The organism is Flavobacteriales bacterium (assembly GCA_016700415.1).
Taxonomy (GTDB): domain Bacteria; phylum Bacteroidota; class Bacteroidia; order Flavobacteriales_F; family PHOS-HE28; genus PHOS-HE28.
The window spans coordinates 194651-212271 of sequence record CP065018.1 but is presented as its reverse complement, the minus strand read 5'-3'; the positions used below and the strand labels follow the sequence as shown (position 1 = coordinate 212271).

The 17621-nt window shown below is 59.3% G+C and carries 7 protein-coding genes; 6 read left to right on the top strand and 1 reads right to left on the bottom strand.

From position 1 onward, the window contains the following. Positions 1-27: 27 nt before the first annotated feature. Both IPP95_00885 and IPP95_00880 read left to right on the top strand, forming a co-directional pair. Positions 28-1287, top strand: coding sequence for a PKD domain-containing protein (locus IPP95_00885; GenBank protein ID QQS72825.1), 1260 nt, complete (start codon positions 28-30; stop codon positions 1285-1287). 118 nt (positions 1288-1405) lie between these two features. Next, a complete protein-coding gene (locus IPP95_00880; GenBank protein QQS72824.1) occupies positions 1406-3556 on the top strand; it encodes a choice-of-anchor J domain-containing protein in 2151 nt (716 codons plus the stop codon). Between the two features lie 81 nt (positions 3557-3637). Here the strand turns inward: IPP95_00880 and IPP95_00875 are convergent, their stop codons facing one another. Next, the gene (locus tag IPP95_00875; protein QQS72823.1) at positions 3638-4969 is read right to left on the bottom strand and encodes a PhoH family protein; all 1332 of its coding nucleotides are present in this window, start codon (positions 4967-4969) and stop codon (positions 3638-3640) included. A 237-nt stretch (positions 4970-5206) separates the two neighbouring features. Between IPP95_00875 and IPP95_00870 the strand changes: the two genes are divergently transcribed. The 4 genes from IPP95_00870 (at position 5207) to IPP95_00855 (ending at position 17461) form a co-directional block, all read left to right on the top strand. Further along, positions 5207-7171 (top strand): T9SS type A sorting domain-containing protein, encoded by a 1965-nt coding sequence (locus IPP95_00870; protein QQS72822.1) that lies wholly within the window; start codon positions 5207-5209, stop codon positions 7169-7171. Positions 7172-7391: 220 nt separating this feature from the next. After that, entirely contained in the window at positions 7392-12059 is a 4668-nt protein-coding gene (locus IPP95_00865; protein QQS72821.1) for a T9SS type A sorting domain-containing protein, read from the top strand. A 296-nt stretch (positions 12060-12355) separates the two neighbouring features. After that, on the top strand, positions 12356-16777 hold the full coding sequence (locus IPP95_00860; GenBank protein ID QQS72820.1) for a lamin tail domain-containing protein: 4422 nt from the start codon (positions 12356-12358) through the stop codon (positions 16775-16777). A 249-nt stretch (positions 16778-17026) separates the two neighbouring features. After that, entirely contained in the window at positions 17027-17461 is a 435-nt protein-coding gene (locus tag IPP95_00855; GenBank protein ID QQS72819.1) for a cold shock domain-containing protein, read from the top strand. The last annotated feature ends 160 nt before the right edge of the window (positions 17462-17621 follow it).

The window sequence follows — 17621 nt, the reverse complement described above, 5'->3', positions numbered from 1 at the left end:
AACGTCCAGGAGAACTACCAGAACTATATGGACTACTCGTACTGCTCGGTGATGTACACCGAGGGCCAGCGCGACCGCATGCGCGCCGCCTTGAACAGTGACGTTAGCGGACGCCGCACCCTGTGGCAGGAGGCCAACCACGCATATACCGGTATCGGCGACCATGAAGTGACCTGCGGGCCGGAGGCCGATTTCTACGCGCTCGACCATTTCGTCTGCCAAGGCACTCCGGTCCGCTTCAAAGACAATTCCAAGCGTGCCACACCCACTTCTTGGGCTTGGACATTTGATGGTGGCAACCCAGCCACCTCCACGGAGGAGAACCCCATCGTTTCCTTCGATCAGCCGGGCGAACATGCCGTGACCCTTACCGTGGGCAACGATCACGGGTCCAGCAGCACGACTAAATACAATTCCTTTATCGTCGGTGCCGACTACAGCGAAGTGGACGGTCTGCTCCACGAAGCCTTCAACGATCTCAATGATTACTGGCGCTGGCCCACGCTCAACCTCGAGGGTAACAACTCCTACTGGCAATGGAACGACCAGGTGGGACACGACGCTCCTGGAAGTGCCGTATTAAACGCGTCAGATACGTACACCTTGATCCAGGACGCGGTCTTCCCGAGCGATTTCCATGACAAGGACCTGCTGGTGATCCCGATGCTCGACCTGCGTTTCGTCCAAAACCTGTCGGTGAGCTTCTGGTATGCCTACAGCAGCCAGACCGGTATCCCCTCAGAGATCACGGAGAACCTGAAGGTCTACGCATCCACGAGCTGCGGCATGAACTGGAGTTCCAGCCCGATCTTGACGCTTACCGGCCCAAACCTCGTGACGGCCGGCGTTCAATCGCCCGGTTACGTCCCCTTGGCGAACGAATGGCGCCAGGCGACTTTCAACCTCTCGAGCTTTTACGCCAAGAACAATGTCCGCCTGAAATTCGAGTATTCCTCCGGCCTGTACTCCAATGATATTTTCATTGACGACGTGAACATCGAGGGCACCAATGTGGGCATCGACGAACTCTCGCAAAGTGGCGGCATGAGCCTGATGCCCAACCCCGCCAGCAACAGCCTCACCGTTGCTTTGGACATGGCCGGCGCCCCCACCGGTACGCTCACCTTCCTCGACATGACCGGAAGGTCCGTGTACAGCCAAGCCGTTTACGCCAACGAGGAGCAATTGCACTTTGATCTCGGCAAGATGGGCCTCACCAGCGGTGTCTACCTCGTGCGTCTGAAACATGCCAACGGCCAGCGCGTGGAAAGACTCGTGGTGCGCTGAGGAAGCAAGCGTGCGAAATACCATGGGGGCCCGGAACGGGAAGCCGCGTGCATGAGTGTGGAACACAACGGGGGAAATCCCCCCCTTCCATTACTTTCGCGCCCCTCGAACCCACACCATGAAGCTCTTTTCCCTCGTTTTCCTTTTGGCCTTATCCCCGGTACTGCTGACCACAGGGAACCTGCACGCACAGGCCCCGGACCGGTGCGGCGCGGATGAGGTCCGCCAGCACATGATCGCTGGAAATCCTGACCTGCTCCACCAAGAAGCCGAATACGAGCATGGCTTACAGGAATACCTGCAGGCCAAGGCGGGGCTGCGTGATGATGCGGACACGATCGTGTACCGCATCCCGATCGTCTTCCACATCCTCTTTGACCCCACCACGGGATCGGATGCGCACAACATCAGCGATGCGCAGGTCTACAGTGCGATGAACATCCTGAACCAGGACTACGCCAAGCTGAACGCGGACACCACGCAGGTCTGTTGCGGTTTCCTTTCGCGGGCGGCCAACACGCACATACAGTTCCAATTAGCCACCAAAGACCCCTTCGGCAATTGCACCAACGGTATTGACCGCATCACCACGCAGCGGTCCACCTTGGCCCAGAACTACGCCAAGCTCCACCCCTGGTTCCGCGACCACTACCTCAACGTCTGGGTGGCCAACAGCATTGGCTCGGTCGCTGATTTCGGCGTGTCCGGATATGCCATGTTCCCCTCCGATGTGCAGGATGTGAACGGTTCCCTGATCGACGGAGTAATGATGTTGAACACATATTGTGGTGACATCGGCACCAGCAGTCCCGGTAGTTCGCGCACGCTCACCCATGAGATCGGCCACTGGCTCAACCTCCAGCATGTCTGGGGGAATGGAACGGTCGCACAGTCCTGCGGCGATGATGGCGTGGCGGACACCCCGGTCACCAAGGGATGGCAATTCTGCCCCGGTGCTGAACAGTCGAAGGTGTGCAACCCCGATTCTTTCGAGAACTATCAGAACTACATGGACTACTCCTTCTGCGAGCACATGTTCACCAAGGGACAGCGGGACAGGATGCGTGCTACCTTGGAAAGTCCCGTCAGTGGACGGAGCAGTCTCTGGCAGGAGGCCAACCACCAGTATACCGGGACCGCCGGGCATGAATTGACCTGCGGGCCCGAGGTCGATTTCTACGCGCTCGACCATTTCGTCTGCCAAGGCACCCCGGTCCGCTTCAAGGACAACTCCAGGCGCGCCACGCCCACCTCTTGGGCATGGACCTTCGAAGGAGGCAACCCCGCCACATCCACGGAAGAGGACCCCATCGTTTCCTTCGATGGACCGGGATACCATGCCGTGACCCTTACCGCGGGCAACGACTTCGGTTCCAGCACCACCACCAAGTGGTTCACCTTCATAGTGGGTGCTGACTACAGCCAAGTGGACGGCCTGCTCCATGAGCCCTTCAACACGAACAACGACTTCCAGCGTTGGCCCACGCTCAACATCGAGGACAACAACTCCTACTGGCATTGGAACGACCAGGCTGGCCATGATGCACCAGGTAGCGCCATGTTGAACGCTTCAAACACATATACATTGGTACAGGACGGGCTCGCTCCGAACGAATTCCATGATAAGGACCTCTTGGTGACCCCGATGCTCGACCTGCGCTTCGTCCAAAACCTGACAGTAAGCTTCTGGTACGCATACAGCTCACAGACCGGAAACCCGTCCCAGATCACGGAAAGCCTTAAGGTATACGCATCCACGAGCTGCGGAAAGAGCTGGAGCTCCACCCCGAACTTGACCCTTGCCGGAGCAAACCTCGTGACCGCCGGCGTTCAATCGCCCGGTTACGTCCCCATAGCGAACGAATGGCGCGAGGCGACTTTCAACCTCTCGAGCTTTTACGCCAAGAATAATGTCCGCCTAAAGTTCGAATATTCCTCCGGCCCGGCCTCCAATGACCTTTATATCGACGACGTGAACATCGATGGCGTTAACGTGGGCATTGATGAACTCGCCCAAAGCGGCGGCATGGGCCTGATGCCCAATCCTGCCAGCAACAGCCTCACCGTGGTGCTGGACCTGGCCGGTGCATCCACCGGTACGCTCACCTTCTTGGACATGACCGGAAGGACCATCTACGACCAAGTAGTGAACGCCGACGAAGAGCAATTGCACTTCGACCTCGGCAAAATGGGCCTCACCAGCGGGGTGTACTTAGTGTGCCTGAAGCATGTCAACGGCCAACGCGTGGAACGGTTAGTGGTGCGCTAAGGTCAAGCCAAAAGCAAAACCCGACATGAAGGGGCCGCCTCGACTTGAGGCGGCCCCTTTCTCCTTACGGAGCATGTGATCCTACAACCGCTCGTTCGCCAGGTTCGCCAAGGCACTGCGCTCGCCTTTCTCCAAGGTGATGTGCGCGAAGAGCGGATCGCCCTTGGCCTTGTCGATGAGGTAGCTCAGGCCGTTGCTCTCGGAATCCAAGTAGGGCGTATCGATCTGGTGAACGTCACCGGTGAAGACGATCTTGGTGCCTTCGCCCGCGCGGCTGATCACCGTCTTCACCTCCAAGGGCGTGAGGTTCTGCGCCTCGTCAACGATGAAGAATATGTTGCTGAGGCTACGACCTCGGATGTAGGCCAGCGGGGCCACGGTGATCTTCTCGTTCTCCACCATCTCATCGATCCGCTTCAGCGTGTTGTCGTTCTTCTCAAAATTCCCGCGGATCAATTTCAAGTTGTCCCAGATCGGCTGCATGTACGGGTCCATCTTGCTCTGGATGTCCCCGGGCAGATAGCCGATGTCCTTGTTGCTCAGCGGCACCACCGGGCGGGTGACGAAGATCTGGCGGTAGTCGCGCCGTTGCTCCAGCGCGCAGGCCAATGCCAACAGGGTCTTGCCCGTTCCGGCCGCTCCCTGCATGGTGACGAGCTTGATCTCGGGATCGAGCAGGGCGCTCATCGCCAATGCCTGTTCGGCGTTCTTCGGGCCGATGCCGAACACGGCGTGCTTCTCCACGCGCGTCACGGTGCGCTGGCGTGGATCGTACTTCGCCAGCACGCTCTTCTTCCCGTTCTTGAGGATGAAGAAGTGGTTCCCCTTCGGTTCCTCACCGATCTTTTCTACAGGGACCGAGCCCTTGATGAAGAGGTCATCGATGGTGCTTTCGTCCATCCGCTCCTCCACCGTGAGCCCGTTGAACAGGTTGCGGCCAAGATCACGCACCTTGCCGGTCAGGAAATCCTCCGCTACGATGTTCAGGCTTTTGGCCTTCAGGCGCAGCGCGATGTCCTTGCTCACCAGCACCACCTTGCGGTCCTTGTTCTGGCGCTGGAGCGTGAGCGCCGCATTGAGGATCTGGTGGTCGTTCTTCCCGTCCTGGAACACCTTGGTGGCATCCACGCCATTGAGGTCGTGCTTGGCCACCACCTTGAACTGGCCCTTCGTGGGGCCGTTCAAGGGCACCCAGTCAGTGAGCAGGTCATGCTGCACGATGCCGTCGAGATGGCGAATGAACTCCCTTGCCTCGAAGTTGATGGTATCGTTTCCCTTTTTGAAGGTATCGAGTTCTTCCAGCACTTGTATGGGGATGGCCACGTCATGCTCCTGAAAGCTTTCAATGGCCGAATGGTCGTACAGGATCACCGAGGTGTCCAAGACGAAGATCTTCCGGTCCTTCTTCTTCATGTACTTGTGTTCGGGCTTGGCCAAATGTGGGAGGCACAGCAGGGCGAAAGCAGGTCCGAGCGCCGCAGTTTTGCACGATCGATCGTGGCCTGACGACCTCACCGCTGTTAATTCATCCATACACCACGCCATTGCCGTCCACAAGAAATAACCTTGTACCTTCAAGCCCGTTCGTGCACCAAGGAAAAGTCAAGTGTGCATGCGGTCTTAACTAAAAACCCTTAACCTCCGGACAAAATGATGACACACGACACCCGATCGGGCGGACGCATGTTGCGCAGCCTGCCTTGGCATACCGCAGCTCTCGCTGCAGTGCTTGCCTTCACGACCAGCACCAACGCACAGGTGGTGCTCAATGAGCAATTCACCGGTGGCGCCAGCACCACGGGATTTACCGTGGCGGACACGGCCAGTGATTGCTCGTGGATCTACGCACCGGGAGGTCTTACCCCCGATGCCTTCAGTCAGCTCGGTGGCGGGGCCTTGCCCACAGGTGCCGGGTTCGACACGGACTTCGTATTTCTGGATTCCGATGAATGCGGTGCCAGCGGCATTACAGTGAACAGCTACTTGATCTCCGCACCCTTCGACGCTTCGGCGACAGGCAGCTACATCCTGTCGTTCTCCCAACAGTTCAGGGCCCGCTTGGCATCTTTCGGCCGCGTCGAGGTCTACGACGGGAACACATGGAACCAGGTCGCCAACTACACGACCACCAACGTTGGATATCCCAATCCGGCGGTGACCACTTCGATCAACATCACGACCGCCACGGGTGGATCGGCCGCCGCGCAGATACGCTTCCAGTTCAGCGCTGGCTGGGACTGGTGGTGGGCATTGGACAATATCATGATAGAACGCGTGAGCTGCGCCGCACCTGAAGATCTGGCCGTAACAGGAATCACCGTGGAAGGCGGCATCATCGGCTGGATGGACAACGGCAGCGCCGGTTACGAATGGGCGGTGACCGCAGGCGGGCTTCCTGACGGCAACAACGAACTCGCCAGCGGCGACGGCACGGGCATGACGATCATCGGTCTGCAAAGCGGCACGCCGTACACGGCGTTCGTGAGGTCCGACTGTGGCGATGGCACCTTCAGCAACTGGAGCAACGGTTTCCCATTCACCACCGGCATCACCAATGACGAGTGCAGCGGTGCGATCGCCCTCACCGTGAACCCGGATTACAGTTGCGGAACGGTGACGGCGGGCACGGTGGCCGGAGCGACCGGCTCGGGCGTTACCTCGACATGCGGGGGCACGGCCGATGACGACGTCTGGTTCTCCTTCACCGCTACCGACACCGCGCACAGCGTGAGCCTGATCAACATCACCGGCTCCACTACCGACATGTTCATGGCCCTGTGGACCGGTGATTGCGGGAACCTGACGCTCGTTCCCGGTAGTTGCAGCGACCCGCAAAGCGCGTTCATGGCCGGCCTGACACCCGGCACTACCTATTACCTGCAAGTGTATACCTATACCAGCGCTCCGGGCCAGACCTCCACGTTCAACGTTTGTATCGGCACCCCGCCCCCGCCGCCCGCCAATGATGAATGCAGCGGAGCGGTCGCCCTCACGGTGAACCCGGACTATAGCTGCAGCTCGGTGACACCCGGCACGGTTGCCAGTGCCACGGCGTCCAATGTCACCAGCACCTGTGGTGGCACCGCCGATGACGATGTCTGGTTCAGCTTCACCGCAACGGACACCCTGCATCGCATCAGCCTCATCAACTTCACCGGCTCCACCTCGGACATGTACATGGCCCTCTGGAGCGGCGATTGCGGGAACCTGACGCTTGTTCCCGGCAGTTGCAGCGACCCCCAGACGCTGAATATCGGCGGATTGACGGTCGGGACCACCTACTACCTGCAGGTCTACACGTGGACATCCACTCCCAATCAATCGTCCGCCTTTGATGTCTGCGTAGGTACCGACTTCGGGCAGGCCGTCGGGGAAGTTGAACCACCGCATCAACTGGCCGTTTACCCCAACCCTGCCAGCACGGAGCTTTTCATCAACACCCCGACCGGTAAGCCCGTGCATGTGAAGGTGTTCGACATGGTAGGCCACTTGGCGATGGAACAGGACATGGCTACACGCCTTGACATCACCAGCCTCGCGCCGGGCAGCTACAGCGTGATGATCATCGATGAGAAAGGCACTGCGCGGTCCCACGCGCGCTTCGTGAAGCAGTGAGCAGTGTTCCGGTTAACATTGAACGAAAAGGCCTCCCGACATCGGGGGGCCTTTTTCTTTCCACCCTCCCGCCCCGGATCATGATCCGGAACTGCGCCATCGACCTTAAATTCGACGCATAAGGAAACCGGCACAAACGTGCAGATCTACCACCTGTTCCTTTTTCATCCATTCCATGGCCCATCACACTCCTCGTCCACTGACACTTTCTTACCGGTTTTTGCACCTCCTGCCCGTCTTCCTGCTCTTCGCGGCGCAAGTGAACGGACAGACCGGCACCATCACCATCGGCAACGGGAGTGTGACAACGCCTGATCTTCCGATCAACTCCTGTTACACGTACAACTATTCCCAGCTGATCTATTTGGCCGATGAGATCACTGCCACCAGCGGTGTGGCCGGCGACATCACGGCGATCCGCTTCCATCATGTGGCCGGGGCGGACGACCTCGGCACCGGCTGGAACGATTGGACCGTGTACATGGGCAGTACAGTACAGGCGGGCTTCAGCGGGACCTCCAATTGGGTGCCCTTTACCGAGCTGCAACAGGTGTTCTCAGGGACCGTCCAACCGGTGATCGGCAATTGGATGGAGCTGATGCTTGATACGCCCTTCCCTTGGGACGGCGTCCAGAACGTGGTGGTGGCCATCGATGAGAACAGCCCGGGCTTTGGTTGCACCGCGGCATGGAAGGCGTACAATGCCGGCAGCGAGAGAGCGTTGCTGTTCCGCAGCGACCCGGTGAACCCGGACCCGGCCTCACCTCCGGTCGCCAACATCGGACCATCGGACATCCTGCCTCAGATACAGTTCGAAGGTGCGGTGGCCTCTTGCCTGCCTCCGTCCGGCCTCACGGTGGAGCATATCACCCCCACTTCCCTCGATCTTACGTGGACCGACAACGCTTCGGACAGTTATTCCTACGAGGTGCGAAGCAGCGGCGGACCCGGATCCGGGTCTACAGGTCTATTTGCAGCCGGTAATGTCGTCTCGGGCTTGGCGGCCACTCCTGTGGAGAGCCTTCTGCCGAACACCGCGTTCTTCATCTATGTGCGCGGCACCTGCGACGGATCGCCTTCGTTGTGGAGCTATGCCGTGGAAGTGCGCACCCCTTGTGAGGCTGACGGGATCCCCTACACGGAGAACTTCGGCGGAAGCACGCCTCCCGCGATCCCCGCTTGTTTCTCCTCGGAAGCCGTGGTCGGCGGCATGTGGAACACAACGGCCGCCTCGCTTCCGGGCATGAGCGGGAATTGTGCGCATGCCGCATACGACCAAGTCTTCTACCCGGACGCCTGGCTCTTCACCACAGGGCTGAACTTGCAAGGAGGAACGAGCTATCGCCTCTCCTACCAATACGGCAACGGCAACCTTGCCACACAAGACAACCTTTCCGTTTATTACGGCACCGGGCGCACCGCATTGGACACCATTGCCATGATCGCGGAGCACCTCTCCATCAGTACCGTGAACACCCTCGCCAACACTGTGGATTTCACGCCGGACGACACCGGCGTGTACTACATCGGCTTCCACTACTTCGCCATGTCCGGAGGAAACCCGGGGCAGATGTTCCTGGACGACATCCACTTGGTTTTGTCACCAACGTGTGAACAAGTGCTCGAACTCACCGCCTTTGCAACGGGCCTGGACGCGGGGTCCGTTTCATGGGACGCCCCGGCGGATCCGCCCGCCGATGGCTACGATGTCTACTTCAGCACCAGCACGGTGCCACCGGACGCCGGGACCACGCCCAACTTCACGGCCGTGCCCGGTATCAGCCAACCGTTGACCAGCCTTGCAGAGGGCATACCTGTACATGTATGGGTGCGAAGCCGATGCTCCGATGCGGACCAAAGCACGTGGGCAGGACCGGCAGACTTCACACCGGGGACCTACCAGATCGGCAATGGCCCGGACGCGGATGGCTCCTACCCCATCAATTCCTGTTATGGGTACAACTACTCCCAGCAGATCTACCTCGCCAGTGAATACAACGGAAGCCCCACCATCACGCACATCCGCTTCAAGTACCAGGGCGGCTCCGCCGATCCTTCCTCCTGGTCGAACTGGACAGTGTACTTGGGCAACACCGGCCAAGCGGCCTTCAACAGCCAAACGGACTGGGTGCCATTCCCGTCGCTGGAACAGGTCTACACCGGAACGGTCACACCGGTGGCCGGCTCATGGATGGACATCACTTTGGACGCACCATTCACTTGGGACGGCACGAGCAACATCGTGGTGGCCGTTGATGAAAATAGTGTTGGTTTCAACTGCACGGCCCAGTGGTCGGCATTTCAGACGGGAGCAGCCCGTGGTTTGCTGTTCCAGAACGATGCGATCAACCCTGACCCCGCTTCTCCACCGCCCGCAAACCAAGGACCGGACGGCGCGATCGCACAGATCCAATTCGTCGGAAGTGCTCCAGTGGTATGCGATGAAGTGCCCATGCCCGGCGCCACCACGGGGCCAGGCAGCATCTGTCCGGGGATCCTGTTCACGTTGAGCATGGGAAACCCCACCACGACCAATGGGATCTCCCGGCAATGGCAGACCTCGACCAACGGAAGCATCTGGGCCGACGCGCCCGGCGCCAGCACGGGAACAAGCTATTCAACCTCGCAGGCCTCGGATACTTGGTACCGCGTGCAGGTGACCTGTGATGCCGCAGGCACCGGCACCAGCACGCCCTTGTTGGTCGCGACCGATCCGTTCAACACCTGTTACTGTACGAGCGTGGATTTCACTGCACAGGTGGAACCGATCTGCAAGGTCATTTTCGCGGGCATTGACAACGACAGCCCCGGCGCAGTGGACGGCTCACCGGCGGTGGAAGATTTCACCGATGTGCCAGCCGCCGAACTTGTGGCGGGTTCGGAATTCCCGATCGGCGTGACCGGAAATACCAACGGAAATCTGACCGACCGGATCACGGTCTTCTTCGACTGGGACCAGAACGGCCAGTTTGATGCCGCCGTTCCGTTGAGCAGCATCACCAACACGGATTGCGGCGTGCCCGCAACCGGGATCATCAGTGTCCCCATTGATGCGTTGGAGGGAACCTCCCGGATGCGCGTTGTCAAGAACGCGGGGCCTTCCCCGTTGGACCCTTGCGCCACATACAGCTACGGACAGGCCGAGGACTACTTGGTGAATGTCACGCTTCCGGACCTCTGTGATGCGCTGCCAACGCCGGGCAACACCACCGGTCCGGATCATGCCTGCCCTGATGTCCTCTTCACCATGGGCCTGGATAACCCCTCGTCATCGGTCGGAATAAGCTATCAATGGGAATTCTCGACCGATGGAAGCATCTGGACCGAAGCACCCGGGAACAGTATGGAAAGCCATTACTCGACCTCACAAACAGAACCCATGTGGTATAGGGCACAGATGACCTGTGACGTGGCCGGGACCACGGCCAGCGCCCCCTTGCACGTCGGCATCAACGCACCGACGGACTGCTATTGCAACACGCTCAGCTTTAGCTACCAAGTACAACCGATCTGCCATGTGTCCTTCGCCGGGATCGACAACAGCAGTAGCGGCACCTTCCCTTTGGAGGACTTTACCGCCACCACGCCGGGCGAAGTGGTCACCGGCTTCTCCTATCCCCTTTCGGTGAAGGGCTATTCAGACATCACAACTTCCCAAGTGGTGGCCTTCTTCGATTGGAATCAGGACGGCGTTTTTGATACCTCCGTCCCATTGGGAAGCATCACCAGTAATAGCTGCACCACGGAACTCACCGCCCTGGTGGCCGTGCCCATGTTCGCACTGGCCGGAAACAGCCGGATGCGCGTGCTGATCGGCGACTTCAACATTCCCTCCGACCCGTGCGACACCTACGTTTCGGGCCAAGGCGAGGATTACTTGATCCATGTTGCGACCGCACCGGTCTGCAATGCGTTGCCCCAACCCGGCAACACTACGGGCCCCGACAGCATCTGCCCCAACACACCCTTCACGCTCGGTATGGGGACGGTGACCCTCGAGACCGGCATCAGCTACCAATGGCAGCGCAGCACCGACGGGGCCATTTGGACCGATGCCCCGGGAAACAGTGATGAGGCCACCTTCACCACTTCACTGTCGGCCCCCACATGGTACCGGGCCGAGGTCACCTGTGCTGCCGCCGGTGCGACGTTCAGTATGCCCCGGCTAGTGGACCTCGCACCACCTGTGGATTGCTATTGTACCGGGGTGGCTTTCAACAACACGGTGCTGCCCATCTGTAACACGAGCTTTGCCGATCTGGACCATGCCTCGGACGGAACGCTCAACAGCAGCCCCGGCTTTGAGGACTTCAGCACCTTCACGGCCCAAGTCTTTCAAGGACACACGTACACGCTCACGGTCCGTGGCAATGCCGGAGGAGGCACGGGTTTCGTATCTTCATTCTTCGACTGGGACGGCAATGGTGTGTTCGAGACCGTGGCGAGCGTGGGAACGATCACCGGCGTTGCCTGCGAAAGCCCGGCGTCGTTGCCCATCACGGTACCGCCCGCAGCGGCCGTCGGCACGTTCCGGATGCGGATCTTGATGAACGCGAACAACTACGCCTCCGACCCGTGTGCCGTGTACAACGATGGACAGGCCGAGGAATATTCCCTTGAAGTGGGCGACGCGATCGGTATTGCGGAGATCGCCGGGGACTTGGGCTTGATGGCCTATCCGAACCCGGCGAGCACGGAACTGTTCCTGGCCAGTGCCACTGGCAGGCCGATGGACGTCGTGGTGTACGACATGCTGGGGCACGCGGTCCTGCGGCAAGAGAACACCACGCAGCTCAACATCGTCGGCCTGGCGCCGGGGAGTTACCTGCTGGTGGTCGACCTCCAAAACGGCGGGGATGTTTCTCGACTGCGGTTCGTGAAGCAATAGCCGATCTCACCCTCCTATGAAATGCTATCGGAACGGGGGCTCCCCCCATAACCTCCGGAACCGCAACAATACATCCTTCATTGCTGGAGGGCACACACGAACAAAGCATCAACAATGTTTTGTTGGAATAGCAAAAAAACATAGTTTCGGTTCCCAAAACCCAAGGAAGGCCCGATCACTGATTGCGGTATCCGGAAGACCAAACCATCAAAAAAATACATCCCATGTGCAGATCCAGACTCTTTCGGTCCATTCACCGCCTTCTTCTGCTCGGCTGCCTCTTACCGGCATCCTTGATGGGCTTTTCACAGATCGCGGCGTGGGATTTCAATGGCGAAAGCTCTCCGGCCACTTCGGCTGCGGACGTCTTCGATGGCAATCTTTCATCGTCGAACCTCATCACCCGTGGTGCCACTGCTACTTCAAGCTCGGGTTCGAATTCGTTCCGCACCCAAGGCTTCAAGAATGAAGGCATCTCGACCAGCAATACGGACTACTTCGAAGTCACGCTCGGTGCCGCCACCGGATATGCCGTCTCCCTCTCCACCATCGATGCCAAATTCAACGGCACTGCTTCATTCGCCAATAGCCCGGGCGTTACCCATCAATTCGCGTACAGCCTCGATGGAATAACCTTCACTTTGATCGGGACGCCACAAGTGACCGTCGGCAACACGACACCCTTGACACAGATCGATGTGAGCGGGGTGTCCGCCTTGCAGAGCGTGGCAGCAGGGACGACTATCACATTGCGGTACTACGCTTCCGGCCAGACCACGACGGGCGGATGGGGATTCTATTCAGTCTCGGCGGGTTCATACGGCCTTGCCATCGGAGGTGCCGTAAATGCGGCCGGATCGAACACCTCCGTGGAATTTGTCAGCACCACCGGCAGCGTGGCTGAAGATGGCGGCCCCATCAACCTTGCGCTCCATATCACGAACCCCGATCCGGTCAATTCCACCACCGTGACCATCAGTACCTCCGGGGCCACGACCCGTGTGTTTTCCTTCACCACACCGGTGATCTTCGGAGGGGGCAGCATTGACGACGAGAACGTTGTCGTCACCTTGGACGACGACGCGATCTGCAACGGGGATGAGGATGTCTACTTCTCTATATCTGGTATCACAGGCGGCCAAGGGTTCCCATTTGTCGGCGCAAATCATACTGACACCCTTACGGTGATCGACAACGAGGCGCTGGGCGTTCCGGTGGCCACCACGCCTGCCATCATCAACAGCGAGGACTTCACCGCGACCTGGAACGCCAGCGCAGGTGCAACAGGTTATGAGCTGGACGTATATACCGACGGACCCATTCCCACCAGCGAGCTGTTCTTCTCCCAATACATGGAAGGCAGCGTAGGCACTGAGAAATACCTCGAGATATACAACGGCACAGGTGCTACGGTGGACCTTTCCGATTACACCATCCAGCTGTTCGCCAATGGCAATATACCCGCGCAGTCAACGGATATCCTGTCCGGAACATTGGCTAACGGACAGGTCATGGTCTACAGAAACTCCAGCTCCACCGGATACCCTAGTGCCACGCCATCATCGGTCTGCAACTTCAATGGCGACGACGGCGTACTGCTACTGAACAATGTCACGGGGGATACGCTCGACATCATTGGTCGCATTGGCGAAGACCCCGGAACGGAGTGGGCAGGTACTGGCGGACGGACTACGAAAGACGGAACATTGGTTCGGAATTCATCCATCACAGGAGGTGTCACCTCAAACCCTGCAGCCGGATTCCCCACCTTGGACAGTGAATGGACGCCTTTGGCGATGAATTCACTGTCCGACTTGGGCAGCCATACTTACAGCGGCACCGGCGAGACCATGGTATCCGGTTCCCCGTTCATTCTGGGCAACGTGACCTCATACAGTGTCACCGGACTCACCCCTTCTACACACTACTTCTTCCGCGTGCGCGCCACCGGCGGCGGATGCCCTACCACGATCAATAGTACCCCGATCGAGGTGGTCACTGCGGTCGGCATCGACCCAATTCTCACGGCCGGGACCTTGGAAGATCTCGGCGCTATCTGCCTCAATGCGGACGGCGGCCCCTTCGCCTTCCATGTGGACGGGACCAACCTCACCGCCTTTGTGGATGTGACCGTGGCCGCTTTGAGCGGATTCACCTACTCGACCACTGAGTTCGGAACGTACACGGCGTCCCTCTCCATCCCTCAGACCGGCGGCACGTTCTCGCAGGACATCTGGGTGACCTTCACGCCAACGCTTGAGCAGAACTACGACGGCGACATCACCGTGGGCGGCGGCGGAGCCTCGGACATCACCGTGGCCGCTACCGGCGATGGCATCGATACCCCGCCCACGATGGCGACCAGTGGCACCGTAGTGGGCATGGACCAAGCAGAGGTAAGCGGCAGCCTTACCGACGAAGGATGCTCGGCCCTTACCGACTACGGGATCGAGTACAGCACCTCCATGGGCTTTACCCCCGGCACCGGCACACCGGTTAGCAGCACAAATATCTCCGGCGGCAACTTCTCCAGCACCCTCACCGGCCTTGATCCATGCACCACCTACTACTACGTGGCATACGGCACCAATAACGGCGGAACGTCCTACGGCACGGAGGAGAGCTTCACGACGGACCCCATCGAGGCGCCCGAGGCCACCATGCCGGGTACCATCAACACGAACGATTTCACTGCGACCTGGAACGCGGCGGCCGGTGCGACGGGCTATCGCCTTGACGTGAGCACCTTGCCCCTGTTCGGCACGCCCGTCGTGGCCAGTGAGCTCTTCATCTCCGAATACGTCGAAGGTGGCAGCAACAACAAATACATCGAGATCTTCAACGGCACGGGTGCCAGCGTGAACCTCTCCAACTACAGCCTGACGCTCTTCGCCAATGGTGTTACTATCCCGACGACCGTGCAAGCCCTCTCCGGCACCTTGGCCAATGGTGCCACGATCGTATATGCGAATTCCGCCGCCACCGCATACGTTGGAACCGTAACAACCACCGGTGTCTGCAACTTCAATGGGGACGACGCACTTCTCCTGATGAACACCACTACCGGTGACACCTTGGACATTATCGGCAAGATCGGGGAAGACCCCGGGACACAATGGACCGGAACCGGCGGCCGCACCACGTTGAACAAGACCTTGGTACGCAACCCCGATGTCACCGGTGGCGTAACGGCCAACCCGCCCGCTGCCTTTCCCACGCTGGACGGTGAGTGGGCCGTGTATGCCCAAGACGATGTGAGCTACCTCGGCGCCCATGCCTTCAACGACATCGATCCGTATTTCCTACCGGGATATGAGGATCTGGCTGTTGGTGGCACGTCCCAATCCGTGACCGGCCTGAACACCAGCACCACGTACTACTTCCGCGTCCGCGCGGAATCCGGTGCGTGTGCGTCGGCCAACTCCAACACCATCGACATAACCACCTTGGCCTGCCCGGGCAACTCCTTCGTGGTGGCCATCCACACCGATGCCAACGGCGATCAGACCTCATGGGAAGTCTTGGACGACCTCAATGCTTCCGTCGCCTATGGCGGCCCCTACACGGGGCAGAACAACACCCTCGTCACCGAAACGGTCTGCATCGGGGTCTCGCCGGTTGACGCTTGTTACACATTCCATCTCTATGATGGATACGGGGACGGCCTCACCGGCAATGGCTACTGGCAGTTACGCACCACCGATGGCAAGGTGTTCATGGGCGATGACTTCGCCAACGGCTACGATTCACCCAGCTCCACTCCGGCATACCCGGCCTATGGGTCCGGGCACAGCTTCTGCCTGCCTCCCGGCCCCGCCCAGGTCGCGAACAAGTCCTGCGGCATCTTCGATTTCAGCATGAACAGCTACGTGTATTGCCGCTACGTGGCCGGAGCGTCCAGCTACCAGTTCGAGTTCTCCGACCCCGACGAAGGGTACATCCGCCGGATCGCGGTGAACACCAACAAGGTGCGCTTCAACCAGATGCACACCAGTCCGCTCACGCCAGGCGTGAAGTACTTCGTCCGTGTCCGCACCAACGAAGCCGGCCCCTTGGCCAGCGCGCACTTTGGCACGGGTTGCGAAGTGGCCATGTCGTCGACGGTGCCTTGCACGGAGCTGATCAGCGCACCCACCTACGGGCACTCTTGCGGCGAGGAACGCGCCTTCAACACCAACAACAGCTTCATCTATGCCTTGCCGGTGGTGGGCGCGACGGAGTACCAGTTCCGCATCTTCATCCCCAGCGAGGGCTACGATGAAACTTTCATCCGCAGCACCTACATCCTGCAGTTGAAGTGGAACAACCGTCCTCCGATGGTCAACGGCTCCACCTACAACGTGCAAGTGAACGTGAAAGTCGGAGCCACCTACAGCGGCTTCTGCGGCCAGACCTGTACGATCACCATCAACAACGGCAACCCCCGCCCCGAGGCCAGCATGGCACAAGCCACTGGAACGGCGACGATGTGGCCGAACCCGGTGCGTGAAAGCCAGGTGAACCTGAGCATCGACGGTATCCAGGACGCGGACCAGCAGATCATCGTGGACATCCAGAACGTCTACGGCAAGCAGGTCTTCGCCAAGGAGTTCGGGAACAGCGGTGAGCGCTTCACCACCATCCTCGACCTGCCGAGCGACATCGCCAGCGGAGTGTACTTGGTGAACTTCACCGTCAACGGACAGAAGACCGTCCAGCGGTTGAGCATCCTCCGGTAAGGCCACCGAGGAAACCATCATACCAAGAGCCGAAGGGCCGTCCAGAAATGGGCGGCCCTTCGGCGTTTTGCGGATCGTGAGAGCGACCATTCCGACGCATTCATCCTGCATGTTCACGGACCTGTGCCCAACACAGCGTATCTTCGCACACCTGCATCTTTCCGCCCCAAACACCACCGGCGTGCTTTTCCTGAAAAGGATCCGCGCCAATTGATCACCCGGGACGGAACATCCATGCAGGGATAGCACATGGCAACATTCGAGAAACGGCAGAAGGAAAAGAAACGATTGCAGAAGAAACAAGAGAAGCAGCGTAAGAAGGAAGAGCGCAAGGCCAATCCCGGTGGAAGCAGCTTGGACTCCATGATGGCCTACGTCGATGAGTTCGGCCAGATCGTGGACACCCCGCCGGACCCTGCCAACAGGGTTGAAATAGACGCCAGCGAGATCGAGCTCGGCGTGCCCAAACGCGAAAAAGTGGACGTGGACCCCATGCACCAGGGCAAGTTGGACTTCTTCGACACCTCGAAGGGGTTCGGCTTCATCAACGAGATCGGTAGCCAAGAGCGTTACTTTGTACACATCAGCGGTATGATCGACGAGATCAACGAGGGCGACAAAGTGAGCTTTGAGCTCGAACGCGGACCCAAGGGCATGAACGCCGTGCGCGTGCAGAAGGTCTGATACAAATGAATTGAAATGCGGGGCGGCCGGTTCCGTCCCGTGCACGGAGCACCGGTCCCCATTTATCTTGAACTGGTCGTTCCTGTTGTGCCTCGACTTGTGATTCTCGTTCCGCAATGCTTGCGGTGCGGCACCGCAACAGCAAGAGATCTAAGTACGA